The 19600-nt window shown below is 47.5% G+C and carries 15 protein-coding genes, 1 pseudogene and 1 riboswitch; of the genes and pseudogenes, 4 read left to right on the top strand and 12 right to left on the bottom strand.

Annotated elements, in window-relative coordinates:
* Window positions 1-7 precede the first annotated feature (7 nt).
* Genes NST47_RS18150 through NST47_RS18140 form a run of 3 tightly spaced genes read left to right on the top strand, consistent with a single transcriptional unit; the run spans window position 8 to window position 2949 of the window.
* Entirely contained in the window at window positions 8-1048 is a 1041-nt protein-coding gene (locus NST47_RS18150) for a FecCD family ABC transporter permease (protein WP_341156353.1), read from the top strand.
* Window positions 1048-2085: a FecCD family ABC transporter permease gene (locus NST47_RS18145; RefSeq protein ID WP_341156352.1), complete on the top strand. Its 1038-nt coding sequence runs from the start codon at window positions 1048-1050 to the stop codon at window positions 2083-2085. Before NST47_RS18150 ends, NST47_RS18145 begins: the two co-directional genes overlap by 1 nt.
* 48 nt (window positions 2086-2133) lie before the next feature.
* Entirely contained in the window at window positions 2134-2949 is an 816-nt protein-coding gene (locus NST47_RS18140; protein ID WP_341156351.1) for a sugar phosphate isomerase/epimerase family protein, read from the top strand.
* Between the two features lie 357 nt (window positions 2950-3306).
* Here NST47_RS18140 and NST47_RS18135 read toward each other — a convergent pair whose 3' ends face one another.
* From NST47_RS18135 to NST47_RS18115, 5 genes are all read right to left on the bottom strand, one after another.
* Window positions 3307-3720 carry a hypothetical protein gene (locus NST47_RS18135; RefSeq protein WP_341156350.1) on the bottom strand — a complete coding sequence of 138 codons (414 nt, stop codon included), beginning with the start codon at window positions 3718-3720 and terminating at the stop codon, window positions 3307-3309.
* 215 nt (window positions 3721-3935) lie between these two features.
* On the bottom strand, window positions 3936-5237 hold the full coding sequence (locus NST47_RS18130; protein WP_341156349.1) for a helix-turn-helix domain-containing protein: 1302 nt from the start codon (window positions 5235-5237) through the stop codon (window positions 3936-3938).
* A gap of 191 nt (window positions 5238-5428) precedes the next feature.
* Entirely contained in the window at window positions 5429-5638 is a 210-nt protein-coding gene (locus NST47_RS18125) for a hypothetical protein (protein ID WP_341156348.1), read from the bottom strand.
* Between the two features lie 284 nt (window positions 5639-5922).
* Window positions 5923-9024 carry an ATP-binding protein gene (locus tag NST47_RS18120; RefSeq protein WP_341156347.1) on the bottom strand — a complete coding sequence of 1034 codons (3102 nt, stop codon included), beginning with the start codon at window positions 9022-9024 and terminating at the stop codon, window positions 5923-5925.
* A gap of 323 nt (window positions 9025-9347) precedes the next feature.
* Window positions 9348-10334, bottom strand: a complete 987-nt coding sequence (locus tag NST47_RS18115) for a phosphotransferase enzyme family protein (RefSeq protein WP_341156346.1) — start codon at window positions 10332-10334, stop codon at window positions 9348-9350.
* A 323-nt stretch (window positions 10335-10657) separates the two neighbouring features.
* Window positions 10658-10760: riboswitch (purine riboswitch) on the top strand.
* A gap of 125 nt (window positions 10761-10885) precedes the next feature.
* Between NST47_RS18115 and NST47_RS18110 the strand changes: the two genes are divergently transcribed.
* Window positions 10886-11938 carry an aromatic ring-hydroxylating dioxygenase subunit alpha gene (locus NST47_RS18110; protein WP_341156345.1) on the top strand — a complete coding sequence of 351 codons (1053 nt, stop codon included), beginning with the start codon at window positions 10886-10888 and terminating at the stop codon, window positions 11936-11938.
* Window positions 11939-12073: 135 nt separating this feature from the next.
* Here NST47_RS18110 and NST47_RS18105 read toward each other — a convergent pair.
* From NST47_RS18105 to NST47_RS18075, 7 genes and pseudogenes are all read right to left on the bottom strand, one after another.
* Window positions 12074-13126: pseudogene (locus NST47_RS18105) on the bottom strand (glycoside hydrolase family 88 protein).
* A gap of 426 nt (window positions 13127-13552) precedes the next feature.
* Entirely contained in the window at window positions 13553-14389 is an 837-nt protein-coding gene (locus tag NST47_RS18100; RefSeq protein WP_341156344.1) for a sulfurtransferase, read from the bottom strand.
* A gap of 22 nt (window positions 14390-14411) precedes the next feature.
* Window positions 14412-15185 carry an ABC transporter ATP-binding protein gene (locus NST47_RS18095; protein ID WP_341156343.1) on the bottom strand — a complete coding sequence of 258 codons (774 nt, stop codon included), beginning with the start codon at window positions 15183-15185 and terminating at the stop codon, window positions 14412-14414.
* A 21-nt stretch (window positions 15186-15206) separates the two neighbouring features.
* The gene (locus NST47_RS18090; RefSeq protein WP_341156342.1) at window positions 15207-16247 is read right to left on the bottom strand and encodes an ABC transporter substrate-binding protein; all 1041 of its coding nucleotides are present in this window, start codon (window positions 16245-16247) and stop codon (window positions 15207-15209) included.
* Between the two features lie 50 nt (window positions 16248-16297).
* A complete protein-coding gene (locus tag NST47_RS18085; protein ID WP_341156341.1) occupies window positions 16298-17074 on the bottom strand; it encodes an ABC transporter permease in 777 nt (258 codons plus the stop codon).
* 71 nt (window positions 17075-17145) lie between these two features.
* Complete coding sequence (locus tag NST47_RS18080) at window positions 17146-18513, bottom strand: LLM class flavin-dependent oxidoreductase (protein ID WP_341156340.1); 1368 nt, start codon at window positions 18511-18513, stop codon at window positions 17146-17148.
* A gap of 14 nt (window positions 18514-18527) precedes the next feature.
* The gene (locus tag NST47_RS18075; protein WP_341156339.1) at window positions 18528-19514 is read right to left on the bottom strand and encodes an aldo/keto reductase; all 987 of its coding nucleotides are present in this window, start codon (window positions 19512-19514) and stop codon (window positions 18528-18530) included.
* Window positions 19515-19600 lie beyond the last annotated feature (86 nt).

The following is a 19600-nucleotide window of genomic DNA, read 5'->3' as shown; positions in this document are numbered from 1 at the left end:
TATTGAAGTGAGCCGTCCAGCAGAACAAGCTGCACCCTTATCTACCCGGCAGCAAACCGGCAAAGTGCTGTGGATTTCTGCGGCCGGGTTAATCATCCTGCTCTTTGTCTTGTTTTTATCAGTCTCTTTGGGTTCGACCACCCTGTCGCTCTCGACCATCTGGGCCTCCATCTTTCATAATGACGGCTCACGCGCACATATCATTCTCCAGAATGTGCGAATTCCGAGGATGATCGTAACAGCTTTTGTTGGAGCCAACCTGGCGGTCGCTGGTGCCTTGATGCAGGCTGTCACACGCAATGTATTGGCATCCCCTGGCATATTCGGAATTAACGCCGGAGCGGCAGCAGCCGTCGTGTTTCTGACTGTTCAGGTGCCCTTTCTTTCCAGTGGCAATATGGTATATGCAGCTTTTACAGGCGGGGCCTTAGCGGCTGTTGTGGTTTATGCCATGGCTTCTGTCTTCAAAGGCAACGATATGGAGGTTCATCTTGCGCTTACCGGAGTTGCCGTCCAGGCGATACTCTCTGCGCTTACTCAAGGTATGATTATTTTTAACGAGACACAAATGGATAGAGTGCTGTTCTGGTTAGCCGGTTCGGTATCGTCGCGGAAATGGGAGCATGCTGAATTGATCATGTTGTGGAGTATACCTACCCTGCTGGCTGCTTTTTCCTTCGGACGTGCAGCTTCCGTGCTCAGCTTGGGAGAGGAGCTGGCACATGCGCTGGGACAGCGGATTATGATTACACGAAGCCTTATGGCGATCATAGTTATCGTGCTGGCCGGAGTTTCTGTATCCATTGCCGGCCCAATCGGATTTGTCGGTTTAATTGTACCTCATATCGTCAGATATTTGATCGGGGTCGATTACAGGCTTGTCCTTCCATTATCGGCACTGTTCGGCTCGATCATGCTGGTGCTCGCAGATCTGGCCTCCCGTTATATCGTGTTTCCTTATGAAACACCCGTAGGTGTAGTAACTGCCTTAATCGGTACTCCTTTTTTTATTTATCTGGCTAGAAGACGTAAAAAGGAGGGGAAATAATGTCGTTTCCTGCCTCCAATTCGTTGCACAAATCCGTTAACCGACACGGCGCGGATCGCCGCAACTCTGCCATTATTACGCTTCTCATTCTCGCTGTTGCGGTTAGTGTCATGATTAACATCGCCATCGGCGATGTGCGAATCCACCCCGAGCAATTACTCCGTATTCTTGCCGGCTCGGGCGATCCACAGCTAAGCTCGATCATTGTCAGCTATCGGCTGCCTCGGGTAGCACTGGCTCTCTTGGTCGGAGCCAGTCTGGCGGTAGCCGGTGTTATCGCCCAAGGCGTCATGAGAAATCCGTTGGCTGCTCCGGATACACTGGGACTAACCGGGGGTGCGGGGCTGGCGGCGGTTGTTGTTACGCTGCTGCTACCGCATTCGGTACCCTCTACATTAACTACAGCAGCATTTATGGGCGGCATTATTGCGGCCTGCGCGGTATATGCGTTAGCCTACCGGCATGGTATCATTCCGGTTCGGCTGGCGCTTGTAGGTGTCGCAATCAGCGCATTTTGTTCAGCAGGCATACAACTGCTGGTGTCCAAATCGCCGCCGAATGTCAATGCGGCTTTAATCTGGCTGAGCGGAAGCCTCTGGGGCCGAACTTGGGATCAAGTCCTTCATATGCTGCCATGGGTAGCAATCGTCATTCCCTTGGCCTGGCTGATGGGGCTTCGGCTTGACATCATCAGGCTGGGTGATCTATCTGCCAAAGGGTTGGGCATCCATCTTGAGGGAACCCGCGTCCTGCTGCTGGTCATGGCTGTTCTGCTGACCGCTGCCGCTGTTGCAGCTGCTGGAACGATCGGTTTTGTTGGACTTATTACACCGCATATGGCAAGACGTCTTGTCGGTGCCAGACATCGAATATTAATGCCGGTAGCGGCACTGCTGGGAGGCTTGTTGGTGCTGATCGCCGATGCGCTTGGCCGCGGGTTGCTTCCGCCTCTGGAAATTCCGGCAGGCTTAATCGTATCGGTAATTGGCGGACCTTACTTTTTGTTCCTGCTCTGGCGTCATTCCAGACGCAGATAGCCTATTCCTATGCAAACATACCTAACCATTCTAAGGAGGAATTATTAAATGCAATATGCTGTTCACTCATTTTCAGGACCAACTCTTTCACTTTCCCAATTGATGGATACTGCCACAACCTACGGCTATGCAGGAGTAGAGCTGCGGGTCGGTGTTGGACATGCTCATGGTGTCGAGCTTTCTGCCGACTTACATCAAAGAGCAGAATGGAAACGCCTGGCTTTAGAGAGTGGAATTCCTATCATCTGCCTTGGCGTTTCGATCATATGCTCACGGCCCGATTCCGACAAAGAAATCGCTGCAGCATTGGATTATATTAAGCTCGCCTCCGACGTCGGCGCTCCATTCCTGAGGGTGGCTGGCGGCAAAATTCCTGCTGGCGGCTCACGCGAGCAAACACTGGCCGCCATTGTGAGCGTGCTGAATGCCATCTTGCCATCTGCCCGTGAGCATGGCATCAAGATTGCGATCGAAACCCATGATGATTGGTCAGATCCTGTTCAGATGGCCAGCCTGATGCGAGCAGTCGATGATCCTCAGGTGGTCGCCCTATGGGACGTACTGCACACGAAGCGTCGTGGGCTGGCTGAGCCGGCGGATGTCGTCACCCATTTGGGGCCATGGATCCGGCATGTTCATTTTCACGATGCTTCATTTGATTCAGAGCACAAGGAACACAAGCCGATCGGAGAGGGTGATCTCGATTTTGCCAAAATTGCCGCCGCCCTTCAAAGTATCCGCTATAAGGGTTATGCCAGCGGAGAATGGTCCGGATGGGAGGAGCCTTACCAGACACATTTGCCTCGTGAGCTGAAAGCCTTCCAATCCTTTGTAGGGCGCGCTGCCCACCCCTCTCTCCACTAGGAGGAGCTTCTTACACATAAGTTGAAATCAATAAAAAGATTGCCAATTAACCGATCCTCTGACCGGCATCATTGGCAATCTTTTTTAAGAGATAAGAATGTATAAGTTTTCAGCGAAGCTGAAGAATTCTTATGTTTCAAGAAAACCTACCTCTGAACCACGGTCGCTCATCTTGGAAAGGGCTTCGATAGAGGTTTTCTTATATCAGAGGGAAGCGCTGCGTCTTTCTTCCTTACTCTCTTATTTCATTTTGACCAGTGGCGATTTACGCGACTCTTCCTGTAATGGTGAGTATGATTATCGAAAATGCTCCGAGTGCTGCTTATAATACTTAACAGCACATATGGACCAAAGACTTTATGGCAGCAGTCCCATATACATAAGCTCTGATGGATTAGCGGGGTTGTGGCCCAAGCCGACCCGATCTCCCGCACGCGGAATTTGGATTTTCGACACGATTGTTTCCAATGTCTTCTGGGATATGCTCCCATCGTTCTCAATCACATTCAACACGAGGACAACGACCGGATCGAAATTGATGAGCCTACCCGTATCTGTTACTGATACGACAAGGGCAGTTGCGCTAATCGGCACGGTGCCGCTTGATGCTAATTGTGCCTGTTTCGCCGATTCCAGGCTTTGGTTGATGAGATTCCTATGCTCCTTGGAAACCGCGCTTTTCATAAACAGCCCCGACAATCCTTTATTCATCAGATTATCTGCATGCTCCAGAGCATCCTGCGGTTTTTTATTTTTTCCGAATCCGAACATACGCATCACGCCTCTCATTGTTTGGTTTGTCGTTATATATTAAGTGTAAACGACCGTCATTAAGCTGACAATAGTATCAGCGGCATACAAACAAGTCAGCAATAACGCGAGTTCTTCTATTGTCCATGCTTCGGTTTTTTTCAAAAAGCGCTTATTTTGCAAAATTTTGGGTCTCAATCACCATTCTTTGCTCCTCGTTGATCCTAAGTTTTGTGTTACATCTGACCGGAAGACCCACCTCCTCCGTTATTTCTTAACAAATACACAAGCTTCCGATAATACATGGATGATTCCTTGTAGCGTCGACCTTCCTCGGAGACGACCGCCAACGATTCATAAAGCTGCTCGAGACGCATCGCGTGCTGAGTGGCTTCGAAATAAGGCAAGCATTCCAGTGCCCGGCTTTGAAACATCTCCATATCCTCTTGGGCGAGCGCAAGTTGACTTTCATAAAAGGCCAACGCCATTCTCTGATCTGTGCCCGTGTGGGAGATGCGCAGCCGCTCAATTCCTTGTGAAAGCAATCCCCAATTTTTCTGGGCAAAAGCGGCTTCACAGCGATATATGGTTATAACCGGCTCGAGCAGTTGCTGGGATTCCGCTGGCTCATTGGCGAGTATGGACTCGAATCGGACGATTTCGTCCAACGCTTTATCCGGCTCTCCCGTCATTGTTAGCATGACGATCCGGTTGTTCATAATTGTCGTGAACACGTCGCCAGGCTGTTGCAAATAAACAAGATTAGCTTCGGCCATCGAAAGAGCACGTAGTGCTTCTTGTATAAGCCCCATCGCAAAGCAGTAGCCGCTGTAAGCCACATACAGCCCGGATAGACGATGAAACAATCGATCATCGACGATCTGCTGCATCGTCTGCTCGAACACCTGCTTCGCCTGTTCGAACTGCTTCAGTAGAACGTATGCCTCCATCCTGATGTTTTGAACTGTCAGCCATATTTCCGCCCCCGGTTCCACAAGACTGTTCAAGCGGTTCACATCGTTCAGCACGTCGAAGTAGCTGCTCTTGGAGCGAAAATGCTGGATTCTATATAGCAAAAGCGCTTTCTTTAAGGGCAATGGCAGATCGACTTCTTCAGACTTTCCATATTTCTCTAAATAATGGTTCAAGTAGGATTGATGCAAATAGTCATAAGCGCTCTGATTGTTCATCTGTTGATAATAAACGGCCTTCATTAAGGAAGTCGTCAGCTCGACGACAAGTGCATCGTCGCGATCATCCAGAGTATCCACGTAAGCTTCGGATACGTTCTGCCCTGACATTGTCTGGAAAATGTTCTCTGCCCGCTGCATCGTAGGCTCATCGGTTGCCGCCGCTTTGGTCAAAAAGGTAATGGGAACACCAAGACGGCCCGCGATATGCTCCGCCAAATCATCGGCAAATGGATACCTTCCAGCCAAAATGTTAGCAAAATGAGACTGCGTGACGAGTCCCTCCACGAGGTCTCTCCGCGATATTTGCTTTTTCTTGCACAGAAGCTCGATACGTTCCTTGAGCATGAGACTCTCCCCCGCTTTCTGAAACCTATTGTACAAGCTAGCAGGTCCTAAATCCAAGTGCACACAGTCCTATTCGTGGAATCATACGAGGACAACAGAAAAAATCCCCGTATAGACACTGTATAAGTGATACCTACGGGGAAAATCCGCTGTTTTTGTTAAATACTTTACTCTCTTGTGGGGCGTATCGTTTAGGAAAGCGTATCTTCACTCTCCGAATTATCAGCCTGCATATGTTCTTGTCGGGCTTTGTACAGCTGTTCTTTGGCATCCTGAACATCTTGGTCTTGATCAACATTATTATGTCTGGCTTCATTCAGTGCGTGTAATGCTTGATTCATAGCATTTTGGGCTTGTGTCCTTGCGCTTTGTTCTTGTTCGTTCGTTTGTTGGTCTGTCATTGAACATTCCTCCTTGAAGTATTACAGCAAAGTTAATATGGTCAAAATGTTCATTAGCAATTCATATTTTTGGAATTTGATGATTTTTTAAATAAATTTGGCAAACGTTTGTTTTCTAAATGCTTCGCAATAGGGGGGCGAAATGTTGATTTAATCCCATAGTAATTCTTGTTGGTACACAACCTGCTTGTTTCCCTCAACGATTTCACCGATAACATAACTTTTCAACCCGAATATTAGTTAACAAAAGTTCTGGAGAGAGGCATCCAGAGCAAGCACGAGCTTTAGTTTTTCGTCACAACGAACGAAACTACCGTTCCTTGACCCTGCTCGCTTTCGATTGTAAGACCTGTACGATAAAGCTGCTTCAATCGAAGATTCGTATTACGCAATCCTATTCCTAAGCCTTTATTGAATTTACCGTTCAATATGTGCCCCAGCTTCTCCTTATTCATGCCTGCGCCGTCATCCGCAACACGAATTTCTACAAACTGCTCGTGATCGGTGATTTGAATATGAATCGTTCCCCCTTGAGTATTTTTCAACACGCCATGAATAACCGCATTTTCAACAAGCGGCTGAATCGACAACGGTGGAATTTCCAGCTGAATGCCCTCATCTACCTCCCAGACAACGGATAGCCTGTCTCCAAAACGTTCTTGTTCAATATTCAGGTAAGAGCGAACAAGATCAAGCTCATGCTCAAGCTGTACGAATCGATCCGAGTTTTGGAAGTCAAAGCTCGATCGCAAATACGTAGAGAATTCCTCAGCCAGGTTGCGCATTTTGTCTGTATCAATGTCACTCAATGCCAATACAGCATTTAATGTGTTAAGAATAAAGTGCGGTTTTATTTGTGCTTGCAGCCATGCAGCCTCCATATTCAATCGTTCGTTCACAGATTTTTTAAAGTGGGTTAACGCCCTTACCCTGGCCCTGAGCTCGATCGAGTTCACTGGTTTGGTCACATAGTCGTTGGCTCCTGATAGAAATCCTGCTTCAATATCCTCGGGTCGAATACGGGCGGTCAATAGCAGAACGGGAAGCTCATAGACATCAAATCTCTCCCGAATGCGGTGTGTCAATTCATAACCCGACATATAGGGCATAATAACGTCCGTAATGACCAAATCCCATTCCCTGATATCCAGTAAAGATAAAGCTTCCTGAGCGCTTATGGCAGTGACGATCTCATAATCCGATTCTAGCGAAAATACATTCACCAATACATTTAAGTTGATAGGATCATCGTCTACCGCCAATATTCTGATTTTACCCGTTCCAGACTCCGAGCTTAAACCCCTGACTTGCGCAGCGTGCTGAACGGTAGTAGCTGCGATTTCTGCTTGCATTGCGAATAGCTCGACATCACTTGCTTGTGCTTCATTTCCAGCAACTGCTGCCGACAACGCCAGGTCAAAATGAAATATCGAGCCTCGACTCGGAACTGAACTGACCTTCAGCGTTCCTCCGTGCAGTTCAACTAGCTGCTTACAAATGCTTAACCCGAGCCCAAATCCTCCGTGAATTGCTGTTTGGTCAGGATCTGCCTGCTCATAGGGCTCGAATATTCGCCGCTGCATCTCCTCATCTATTCCAATGCCTGTGTCCATAATATAGATATTCGCGCTATTCTCTTTCATTTGAGCCCGGATGGACACTTCCCCTTGAATCGTATGCTTCACTGCATTATGCAGCAGATTAAACAAAATTTGAACGAGCCGATTTTCATCTGCGATCACAAGAGGGAAGCTGTCCGGAATCTGATTGTTCAGTTGAACCGGTTTTCCATCTGTCATGAAACGAAGCATATCCATGACGTCCGCAGCAATCCTCCGAATAGAAACATTTTCGGTCCTCAGCATAATGCTATTCTCTTTCAGTCGCATCATATCCAGCAGATCGCCGAGCATAAGAGACATACGACGCCCTACGGTAAGCACCATTTCGAGATCCTTAATGCTCTTGTCATTCAATGAGTTTTTTTCTCTGTCCAGAACAGCTTGTGAGATGTTCAATATTCCGTGCAACGGGTTCCGCAATTCATGGGAGGTATTGGCCAGAAATTCATCCTTCAGCTTGTCGGTCCTCTGAAGCCTGGCCGCTAGTTTTTCCATTTCTGCAAAAATGTGAATGTAGCGTTTAAACCAGATCGATGCACATGCAATCATCACCACAATCAAATCGAACGGATAAAATATTACTTTGATCCCGGTAGCAATAAGAATAAATTCCCACGCAATGTTGCTCATAAACGCAACAACAGCCAACTGTAAATAAAAATTAGTCTCAATTTCCACAAGCGTCATTCGTAGAATGACCACAAACGCGGTCAGGCAAGAAATGGCCACAATTAAATTTAACACGTTTTGCAGGGGCATCAAATATTCAAGTGGCATACATAGTACCATAAGCCCCGCGATTCCACAGAGCACAGAGTAACCCGTAAAACCTTGATTGCTCCAAAATCGGGGCAACAGCTGCTTGATGCATTGAATCAACGAGTAGCCCCCGACGAGCATGGACAAAGCCTTCAGCTTAAATTCCCCTTCATAGGAAAGGTTAATCCAGCTTAAGAGTATTTTATCGCCATTTCCGGCAAATGCAACAATTGCGCATAGGATCAATACAGCAAAATAAAGCAATCTTCGATCGCGGTATCCGATCAAATATAATATGATCGCATACACAGCATGAATCATAAACGCAACGAAAATCAACCGCTGCATCGCGATAGACAGTTGTATATCCTGTTGAATTGCTTGTTCGGTTCCAAATTTGACCGAGCGGATGATACCGCTATTTCGTGAATCGTCATAATTCGCCGCCTGAATGACAATCTCGATTACACCGTTATGATCCCCTGTGAAGGCTGCTGAATATGGAACATTCCGTGGCGTATAGTTTTCTTTAAGCGATGCTGGTTGTCCGGATTGTGCCAGCAATCTGCCATTCAAATAAAACTCGGACGAATTGCGAACGCTTGGAATGGAAATAGCGTAATTCGTCTTATCATCCTTATTGACTAGAATTTGTAAACGATAAGACCCATATCCAAAAGGGGTGCTCCGTTCTGGCTGCATCCTTGCATTCCAGCTTCCTGGCACTTGAATGAGGGTTCTGTTCTTATCGGGCGTATCCGCATTCACCTTATTATTTATCAACCATTCATGTGGGTAAAACTCCCATTGACCGTCCAGTGTGATGGTGTGTGCTGCCGTCGCATCCCAATCCCTCAAATCGAGCTGCCCATTCGCTACTCTGTAATGATCCGAAGTCATAAAAAGATGAATCCAGAGCAAGCGTACACATGTAAGGATAATTAAAGACAACCCAATCCAAAGTATTATTTTTTTTCGTTTCAAGAAAGCTTGAATCGTTGACAACGTAATCCTCCTTCCTCTTGGATCAACCGCTGGACTTAATCCTCACAGATATATCGTGGTATATTCATCCTTTCAACCCCATCCAGATCCGACACATTAATTGCCCCTGCTTCTCATCGCTAACTGGCGGGAGGATGTGTTTCAACGTGACCTCGATCATCAAATTATTCTTACTCTTAAAGTAATGAGTTACCACCCCTTGAAGCAATTCGCATACTCAGCAACTTTATCCAAAGTCATGCCATTGTCAAGCCAATAGGAGTTACTCCACCTCTTCAACGCGGCAGCACATTTTTTCTTTTCTCCTCATTGTGTTGCATTATCTACATATTTGCTAACAAAGACGGTATATTTTTTTGATTTTCAGCAAGCCAAATCATTTCTTTTGCAAACCGAGCGGGAGGTACACTATGTTGATCCATGTTAGCATGAATCCACCATGTACTTTCCATATACCATAACAACTGTAATGAATAGGTTAAGTAACCCTCTGCCACGTTGCGTTCCTCCCTGTACCCTTCCATAAACGCTGCAGCCAGTGAGACCTCTAATTGATCATCTACGGCACAGGACATCACAGCTCGAGCTACATCAAGCTGCGGATAGTCATATTTGAGTCGATCAAAATCCAGAATTGCCGTTAAACGGTTGTCATCAAATAAAAGGTTATCCACCCACAGGTCACGATGTGCCCATCCCAATTGAAGTAACTCCAGGATTTCCATATGCATGTCTTCCGTTGCTTTTATTTGTGTTTCTATGTTGGCAAGTAAATGAGTTTTACCGGAATCTTTTGTTTTTACCCAAACTGAGTTCCAATACGCCAAACGTTCATCACGGCTGGGAGGGATAAACTGAGGGCTATTTTTAATACCAATGGTCCCGTCGTTTAACAATCGATGCATTTTTCCTGTAGTTCGACCTAAATCGTATATTTGATGAACATTGGCTTTACCTGGCTCAATTAGCTTGCCCTGGCAATATTCCATCACCATGAAAAGTTCTCCCTGATCCGACTCAAGCAATATTTTTTCGTTATACGATAACACATTGGGACACGCTAAACCTTGGTTATACAATCTAACCTGTTGAGAAAGCGCAAACAACAGCTCCTCTGGTATATATTTTTTATATCTTTCCTTGTTATATTGTTTGAGTAAAAGATTCCCGGCTTCCGTTTTTATTTTCCATTTTAAGTTCAGCCAGCCTCGTTTGATTGGAGTCGATTCAATTACATCCAAACCGAAGAAACGATGAAATGATTGAAGCAGGTCATCCAAGATCATTTCCTCTGTCCATAATGTTCCCATTTACCCAGCTCCTAAATTTACAATGTCCAATTGTATATTTCTTTAGAGAGACCACAATAACCTTTTTGATTCCAATTTTTTTCATTATCCTGACTGTTTGCCTCTGCGCGTCTAGTAGCCCATTGATCGCTTGTAATGTAATTATACATAACATTAAAAACAGATAATCCCGTCAAAAATGTAATTTAGGATTAGAAACACTGCAAAGTAAGATACTTATTACTGCGAAAAATAATATAAAAGTTTATAAATAACGTTAAATGTTATATTGACAGATATTAATTGAGCGTTTATGATAATTACATGTTATAAAACATGACTCAAAATATTGACCGTTATTCTCTTGTATAAGCTCATTAATGGGTATGAGCGTCTCGACCAGGCAACCGTAAATTGCCCCAGGCTACAAGAGGCTGCATAAATTGGAGGTCCCTTTATTTCGAACGCCCATCCAGGCACCGAAGTATAAGGTCAGCTTCATTATGCACCTCTTGTGTCTGGGGTTTTCCGCGTTAAGTTGCAAGACCCAATAATCTATGAGGTGATAAAAGATGAGTATGAATCCACAATTATCTGCTGAGACTGCCCAAATCCAGCTCCCCCGAGACTGTACATTCACACCTAATGACTGGCAGGTGCTTTCCCAATACTGGTTCCCGGTCGCTATTGCAAGCGATATTGCGGATAAACCTGTCGGTGTCACACTGTTGGATGTAAAGCTCGTCTGCTACCGGAGCCACGGCAAGGTCATTGTTGCCCGTGATCTTTGCTTCCATCGCGGTGCTCCCCTCAGCAAGGGCTGGGTGGAAAACGAAGAAATCGTATGCCCTTATCATGGCTTCCGCTACAATTGTGAAGGAACCTGCACCTCTGTTCCGGCACACCCGAATACCAAAATTTCACCGAAGCTGAAATTAATCGTGTACCCGACCGTCGAACGGTACGGTCTGATCTGGACTTCTCTGGCTTCTACCAGCGTGCAGATTCCCGATTTACCTGGATGGGACGATCCGGATTTCATCAATATTACACTACCGAGCTTTGATATTGCAGGCTCTGCCGGACGCCAGATGGAAGGTTTTTTGGATGTATCACACTTCGCTTACGTACACATCGAGACCTTCGGAGACCGCAACAATACCGAGGTTCCGCAGTATAAGGTCAAACGGGAGGGTGACCAGCTGATTGCCGATTATTGGAGCACCGTTAGCAATTATGGTAAAGGACAGGAAAATATCGCTGAAGAGGGATTCATGTGGCTGCGCGCATTCCGTGTTTTCCCGCCATTTGCAGCTTCCCTTACCGTACATTTTCCAAACGATGGGAAGCTGATGATTCTGAACTGCGCTTCTCCGGTTTCGGCCCGCTATACTCGGCTATTTTGTCCGATTTCTCGCAATTTCGACAAAAATGCTCCTGTAGAGGATACAATCAAGTTTAATCTACAGGTATTTCAAGAGGACCGGGATATGGTCGAAGCACAGACTCCCGAAGATTTGCCGCTTGACCTCCAAGCCGAAGCCCATATACCAGCAGACCGCACATCCATCGCTTATCGGCAGCTGCTTAGTGAGATCGGGTTGGGAAGATCGTACACGTCCTAGGATGACTGATTCACACAATAGGCACAAAAAACCTCAAACCACTATTAACGTGGGTGAGGTTTTTTGGTAATTCCACAAAGCCGAAAAGCCGACTCTTCAATTGGCATCTTCTTAAGACAACAGTTAATGACAAAATTAAAATATTCGACTGTTCCAGCCTACCAGCTTGGCTATCGCTTCTACATAATAATAATCCCCGTAAATTAAAGAAACCTGGATATCACGCCCGGCTGGCTTATGTCCAGTAGCTTCCAGTAGAATACCTTCGTATTCCGGTTGGTCCAGTGTGCTGTAACTGTTCGTCAATGACAGCAGGATGGATTCAGCCGCAGTCCGGTATATCCGGCTCTCTTCAGCAGGAACCTGAGCCGCGATTTCGAGTAAACCGGATGCAGCAATGCTTGATGCAGAAGTATCTCTCGGCTCCTGGGTGAAATCGGGAAGCCGAAAATCCCAATAGGCAACAAAATCATCAGGAAGTCAGCTCATAAAATAGTGAGCCGTCCGTTTGGCGGCGCTCAAATACTTAACATCCCCTGTGTATTTATAAGTGTTGGCCATTCCATATATCGCCCAGGCCTGTCCACGGCTCCAGGATGATGTCGGCGAATATCCTTGGCCTGCCACATATTCCTCGACATTTCCCGTATCCGCATCGAATACGGTGATGTGATGGGACGATCCATCCTCTCTGATCGTATGCTGCAAAACCGTATCCGCATGTGCACGTGCAATTTGTGCAAACCGGGGATCGCCGAGCTCCTTTGAAGCCCAAAATAAGATCGACAGGTTCATCATCGTATCGATAATTGAAGCTCCCGGACGTGACGCCTGATTCTGAGCCCTAATAAAGCCTCCGGCTAAATTAAACCTGCCAGCCAATATGTTCGCTGCCTGCAACCCTCTGCGCTTTGCATCCGTGTCGCCTGTCAGCTTGTATTTAATTACAGCCGTAGCCAGGAATTGAAACCCGACGTCATGATGAAAGCGGTTGTCCCGCATAAAGCATTGTTCTATCCGTTCATCCCAGGACCACGCTGCATCACGATATATCGCTTTGCCTGTCATATCGCTCAATATCCAAAGCATACCCGGCCAAAAGCCGGAGGTCCACCAGTCCAAGGCAGCATCGTCGTAAATGCCTGAAACAGATACGTGAGGACTACGCTCCCCCAGCTGCTTTATCATACAGTCCACCTTGATTTGAATCCGACTCCAACAGTCTGACCAGGATTTTTCCTTAAACTGGATCAAGTTATGATTCAATGTCAGCCCTCCTTTTTAATTTGCAGTCGTGCAGTCGAGCATCACATCAAACGTATTTCTACTGAGTAAAGTCGCTGACAGATGATTTTAATTATAAAGCAACTCTCACACGGCGAATATCTACAATCCTCAGATGTTTTTGTCTGTTCTCACCTTCTTCAAGCCAAGCACAACTATACGCAGCTCAAATGTGCCTCAACTTAGGAAAAGGAAAAGCGACGCTCCCTATGATTTAGGAACGCCGCTCACATATGCCAAACTCTTAAACAAATAACCATTCACACAACCCCTGTCAGGCTGAGCGAATGGTTACTTGTAATGTATTCTTGCGGGTTAGAGAGACTGAGTCTACTCTTCGCCTACCGCTATCGGATTGTCCTTATAAGAAATCCAATCGCTCCAGCTGCCTGCGTAGAGCTTCACATTCGTAAATCCCGCTTCCTGCAGCGCAAGGACATTAGGCGTAGCGGAAATGCCCGAGCCGCAATAAACAATAATCTCTTCTTCTCGCTCCAGCCCAGCGAAGTGCGCCTTCAGTTCTTCTGGGGATTTCCAATTTCCGGTCTGCTCCAGTCCGTCCTTCCAGAAGTAGTTCAATGCACTCGGGATATGTCCGGCAATAGGATCGAACGGCGCTTCCAAGCCTAGATACTGATTGGAATCACGGGAGTCAACAAGCTTGGTCCCATTGGCTTTGATAGCAGCCCGTACGGCATTCACATCAGCCAGCAGGTGTTCTTGGACAATAGGCTCCAGCGTACGCGAGGTCAATGTGGGCTGTTCACTCGTCACGGGTTGGCCTGCTTGAACCCATGCCTCATAACCGCCATCCAGTATGCGTACGTCTTCGACGCCTACATATTTTAACAGCCACCATAAGCGCGACGCTGCCGGTCCATTCACATCTTCATAAACAACCACTGTTGTTGATCGGTCGATCCCCAGATTTCCAAAAGTTTTCGCCAGATCCTCTGACGACGGGATCGGGCTGCGTCCTCCGTGCTCCTGAGGGGAATCGGTCAAATCACGTTTAAAATCAACGAACACTGCACCCGGCAAATGGCCCCTCTCATAGGCTTCCTTCCCATAAAGCGGCTCTTTCGGCGAAAAGCGAACATCGGCAATGACCGTATCTCCTGCCAAGATTTTTGAACGCACCCACTCGACGTTTACAATGTTTGACATGTTCTTCTTAACTCCCTTCGGTTTATATCGTAAATTCAATGCTGTCTTCTGTCTTTACCTGATGAAGCGATGCATAGATGTCGTTTTGAATTTTCAGCAGCCCGGCATCGTCTCGTTTGCGCGGACGAGCCTGCGGTACCTGGAATATGGCATTAACTCGGCCTGGACGCGGCGATAAAATCACAACACGATCCGCCAGAAAGACGGCTTCTGCTACGTCATGGGTAATAAAAACTACAGTCTTTTTTTCCGATTCCCAGATTTGCAGCAGATCATCCTGCAGCTGCAGCCTGGTGAGATGATCTACTGCACCAAACGGCTCGTCCATAAGCAGCACCTCAGGGCGATTAGCGAAGGCGCGTGCCAGACCCGCCCGCTGCTTCATACCGCCTGACAGCTGATGGGGATACTTTTGCTCGAATCCGCTGAGCCCTACCATTTCCAGGTATCTTCGAGCAGCCGCACTTCGTTCGCGCTTATCCGTTCCTCTGATCTCCAGACCCAGCTCGACATTACGCTGCACCGTGCGCCACGGATAAAGCGAGGGATCCTGAAAAACGACCCCTCTCCGCTTATCCGTACCATCCAGAGGACTGTCACCGAATCGCACATCTCCCTGGGTAGGTGCTTGCAGTCCTGCCAAAATCTCCAGTAATGTGCTTTTTCCGCAGCCACTGGGTCCAAGAATGCAAAGAAATTCTCCGTCCTCAATAGTCAGGTTGATATCAGATAGTATGACCGCCGGCGCAATCTCGCCGTATACCATCGACATATGGTTGATGGAGAACCCCGCCATACGCCCACCCCCTCTTCCTAATTATTGTTTGGGTACGTAACGAAGATCAAGAATCTTGTCGATATCATATATCTGGTCCTGGAAGCCTAATTCAAGCTGAGTTTGTTGGGTTTCCTGTAGGGACTGCCTGTTAACGTCAGGCTTGTTCTCCCACAATACCATCTCACGCTCGAACGCTTTGTCAACCGCAGCTGGGTCAATCTTCACTTGTGTCAGGAAAAATTTCTTATACTCATCGAGATGGCTTTTGGCATATTCCTGGGATTTGAAATAAGCGCGCAGCAGCTTCTCCACCGCATCAGGATGCTTGGCAATAAAATCATTTTGGGATACCAGAACGCCAGTATGGAAATTCGGCAGATAATCCCATCCCTTGGCCAGCAGAGTTGCCTTACCGCTAAGCTCAGCGAGTGAAACGAACGGTTCATGTATGATGGTGGCATCCACTTGTCCAGACGTCAGACTGGCGAACGCAGCATCGTTTACACCATTCGCAATCAGAGTAACATCATTTTTAGCAAGACCATGCTTTTTCAAAATTACTTGCGTATATACATCAAGCCCTGAGCCAAAAACGGCTGCTCCCACCTTTTTACCTTTTAAATCCTCAATTTTTTGAATTTCTGGACGTGCGATCAAATAAAATGCACCTTTGGTGCGGAACATGGAGGATACGATTTTGAGAGGCGCCCCTTTGCCCGCTGCTACTATAGCTTGTGTTGTGGCGAGATCGGCAATATCGATATCCTTGCTCGTCAGACCCGGAACTGGATTCTGGGTCGAAATGAATTCAACGTCCAAACCCTCTTCTTTAAAGAACCCTTTCTCTGCTCCGAATTGAACGGCCATGCCACTCACTCCATTGAAAGCCGCATACTTAACCTTTTGCAGCTGTTGGCTGCTGGCGGCAGGAGCAGAGGTCGAATTAGGGGATGAACCCCCGGAAGCTGGAGCTGCTGTAGTTGCGTTATTAGTTGCGTTGTTTCCGCAGCCTGCGAACAGGATTAAGGCAAACAGACTCATCAGCATAGTTCCCATGCGTTTCTTGTTTCTTTTAACCATCCTATGATCTCTCCCTATGTGTGAATAAATCTGCAAATTTCTGTACATCTTTAGTTGGACTTCCACTTGAGAACTACCTTTTTCTCCAGCAGATCGATGAGCGCGATAATAGCTACCGAGACAACCGTTACAATCGTAATAATGGCAAAAGCCTGCGCAGTGTCATACAACGACGTCGCCTTGACAAGAATATTCCCTAAACCGTCCTGCGATGCGATCATCTCGCCGAATAAGGCACCTACAATCCCGGTTGCTGCCGATACCCGCAGGGCCACGAAGATCGTTGGCGCAGCTGAGGGCAAAATAACCTTGATAATCGTTTGCCATCTGGAGGCCTGGAACACTCGCGCCACCTTCAGATGATTATCTGCCGTTTGCTTGATTCCGGTAATCGTACTGAATGCGATCGTAAAGTAGCAAAACAGAAACACGACAGCGATTTTATGCGGTATTCCAATACCCATCCACAGCATTATGAGCGGGATGATGGTAACCTTCGGCACAGCCATCAGCGCGGACAGGAACGGTCTGAGTAAATCCTCCGCGTGTCGTACGAGCACAAGAAACATGCCAGTAGCGATACCTAATCCTGCAGCTAACAAATAACCGATGAAAAATTCCTGCATCGTCACACGAAGATGGTGATAAATCTCGCTATGGGTCAGCAGCACATAAATCTGCTTCACAACCTCTGTCGGCTCCGACAAATACAGTTTCCCTACGATCCCCATTCGAACAACTAGCTCAATAGCACCTAAGAGGAGCAGTGCGAGCGCAATTTGTCCAATGAGGATGATGCCAAATCGTTTTGTTTTCTTGTTGTTCATCTCTAGCCTCCCTTGCGCCTTGAATCCCATGCTCCTTTTGAGACGGGCTGCCCTATGTTCTCACTTATGATTCAGCTTTGCTGTAACAGGTCTTTACGAGCGAAACGATTCTCGGGGCGTGCCAGTCCAAAATGATCGCGGAACGTGCTTCCCTCATATTCCGTACGGAACAATCCACGTCTCTGCAGCTCGGGAACGACAAGATCGATGAACAGATTCAGACCATCAGGCATGTAAGGCGCGCACAGGTTGAAGCCGTCCGCCGCCTCTCCTTGAAACCATTTCTCAATCTGATCGGCTATTCGCTCCGGTCCACCCACCAGAAGCAGATGTCCACGAACCGTGGCTGCAAAATAATGGTATAACTCTCGAATTGAAATATCATCATGACCCGATGCGTTCTGAGCCAGCCGTATGAAGGGTCTCGCCCCTTCTCCAGGCAAGGTAGACAGTGTCAGATTCGGCAGCGGACCATCGAACGGATACGCGGATAGATCGATGCCGATACGTGCAGACAATGGCTTCAAATCAAAATTTGTAACCAGAAGAGAGCTTAACTCCCGATATTTGGCATACGCTTCTTCATCGGTCCTACCGACAATGGGCACCAGTCCCGGCATAATGAACAGCTCATCCTGCTTCCGACCGTACTTGGCCAGCTTGCTCTTAATCCCGGCATAAAATGCACGGGCTTCCTCAAACAGGAATTGTCCGGTAAAGATCACATTAGAGAATTGCGCCCCCAGCTCCTGACTCCGTTCAGAGGTTCCAGCTGATAAAAGTGGAAGCTGTCCCTGCGGCGGTCTCGCCACATTAAGCGGACCGGCGACCGAGAAATGGTCACCCTTATGATGAATCGCGTGAACCTTGCTTTCATCGACGAAGACGCCGGATGCCTTGTCTCTTACGAAAGCGTCGTCCTCCCAGGTATCCCACAAATCCTTCACGATTTGCACGAATTCATCAGCGTAATCATAACGCTTCGTATTATCCCAATGCTTATCCCGACTAAAATTTTGTGCTGCACGGGCATCGGCTCCCGTAACCACGTTCCAGGCTGTTCGTCCTCGGCTCAAATAATCGAGTGAAGCGGTCATCCGAGCAATGTGATAAGGCTCTGCATAGGTCGTGTTGGCGGTGACGATTAACCCGATTTTTTCCGTAACTGCGGCTAAATGGGCAATCATGGTGAATGGCTCCAACCTAACCATCTGGGACGGGAATTGATACTGCATATCCGCACTGGATGCCAACGCGTCTCCAAGAAAAAAGAAGTCGAACTTTGCTGCCTCCAGACGTTGGGCCACTCCTTGCAGAAACTTGGGATCGAAAGCACCATCGGTTACCGATTCAGGAAGTCTCCAGCCTGCCGGGTGGTAACCTGTCGAGAAAAGGAACAGGCCTAGATGAAGTTGACGTGGTTGATTTGAATGGCTCATAACGATTCATCCTCCTAACGAATTAATGAAATATTTAGTGAAAATTGGTCAATCGTGTTCAATTCTTCAATGGTCAGACGTTGATCCGCAAACCGTAACGAATCGCGGACTTGCTCAGGCTTAGAAGCACCCAGGATTGCAGAAGATACGTAGCTGTGACTAAGTACCCAAGCAAGTGAAAACTGCGCTAATGTCCAGCCCCGCGCTTCAGCGAGCGGACGAATGGCTTCAACGAGTTCATAAGCCGGATTCTTCTGCAAAAGCAGCTTCAGTCGCTGCTCACCCGCTGCCAATCGTGTACCTTCCTGCGGTTGCTCGCCCTGCTTGTATTTACCGGTCAAAATACCACGCCCAAGCGGACTGTAAACAATCATGCCAACCTTCTCCGATTCAGCGAATGGGACTAGGTCCTGTTCAATACCTCGTGAGATCAGGCTATATTCCGGCTGTACACTCTCAAACCGGCTCAACCGGTTCAATGCACTGATTCCATGCGCCTTGGCAAGCTGCCAAGCCGCATAATTTGAGCACCCGATGTATCGGACTTTCCCCTGCTTAACCAGTTCATCCAGAACGCCAAGCGTTTCTTCAATTGGAGTGGCTGCATCAAATCCGTGCACCTGGTACAGATCAATATGATCGGTCTGTAACCGACGAAGGCTGTTTTCCAGTGCACGATAAATGTGATAGCGGCTCAAGCCTGAGTCATTCACACCCGTACCAACAGGTGCCTGCACCTTGGTAGCCAGCACGATATCGTTTCTTCTCCCCTTCAAAAGTCGACCCAGGATCGCTTCCGATTCCCCAGTAAGGTTGGGATCACCAAGGTCCATGCCAGATCCGTATACATCGGCGGTATCTATTAGATTAATGCCGGCTTGGAGCGCCTGATCCAGCACAGCTGCTGAGGCTTGCTCATCGATCCAGCGACCAAAAGCCATCGTTCCCAAACTGACCTCGGACACTTTGAGGCCAGTTCGGCCTAATTTCCTGTATTCCATTCGTAAGTACACTCCTTATGCAACATAATAAACAGCCAGAAAGACGCCTTGTTCCCATTCGCGTCTCTCCGGCTGTCCGGTAGAGT

Origin of the sequence: Paenibacillus sp. FSL H8-0034 (genome assembly GCF_038000305.1) — a bacterium.
Lineage (GTDB): Bacteria > Bacillota > Bacilli > Paenibacillales > NBRC-103111 > Paenibacillus_S.
This window is presented reverse-complemented; position numbering and strand designations above follow the sequence as displayed.

Bases quoted from the DNA above. Each gene is read 5' to 3' on its own strand.
- NST47_RS18145 (WP_341156352.1), top strand. From the start codon at position 1,048: ATGTCGTTTCCTGCCTCCAATTCGTTGCACAAATCCGTTAACCGACAC.
- NST47_RS18075 (WP_341156339.1), bottom strand. From the start codon at position 19,514: ATGGAATACAGGAAATTAGGCCGAACTGGCCTCAAAGTGTCCGAGGTC.
- NST47_RS18095 (WP_341156343.1), bottom strand. From the start codon at position 15,185: ATGGCGGGGTTCTCCATCAACCATATGTCGATGGTATACGGCGAGATT.
- NST47_RS18125 (WP_341156348.1), bottom strand. From the start codon at position 5,638: ATGACAGACCAACAAACGAACGAACAAGAACAAAGCGCAAGGACACAA.
- NST47_RS18115 (WP_341156346.1), bottom strand. From the start codon at position 10,334: ATGGGAACATTATGGACAGAGGAAATGATCTTGGATGACCTGCTTCAA.
- NST47_RS18130 (WP_341156349.1), bottom strand. From the start codon at position 5,237: ATGCTCAAGGAACGTATCGAGCTTCTGTGCAAGAAAAAGCAAATATCG.
- NST47_RS18110 (WP_341156345.1), top strand. From the start codon at position 10,886: ATGAGTATGAATCCACAATTATCTGCTGAGACTGCCCAAATCCAGCTC.
- NST47_RS18135 (WP_341156350.1), bottom strand. From the start codon at position 3,720: ATGTTCGGATTCGGAAAAAATAAAAAACCGCAGGATGCTCTGGAGCAT.
- NST47_RS18080 (WP_341156340.1), bottom strand. From the start codon at position 18,513: ATGAGCCATTCAAATCAACCACGTCAACTTCATCTAGGCCTGTTCCTT.
- NST47_RS18090 (WP_341156342.1), bottom strand. From the start codon at position 16,247: ATGGTTAAAAGAAACAAGAAACGCATGGGAACTATGCTGATGAGTCTG.
- NST47_RS18140 (WP_341156351.1), top strand. From the start codon at position 2,134: ATGCAATATGCTGTTCACTCATTTTCAGGACCAACTCTTTCACTTTCC.
- NST47_RS18085 (WP_341156341.1), bottom strand. From the start codon at position 17,074: ATGAACAACAAGAAAACAAAACGATTTGGCATCATCCTCATTGGACAA.
- NST47_RS18100 (WP_341156344.1), bottom strand. From the start codon at position 14,389: ATGTCAAACATTGTAAACGTCGAGTGGGTGCGTTCAAAAATCTTGGCA.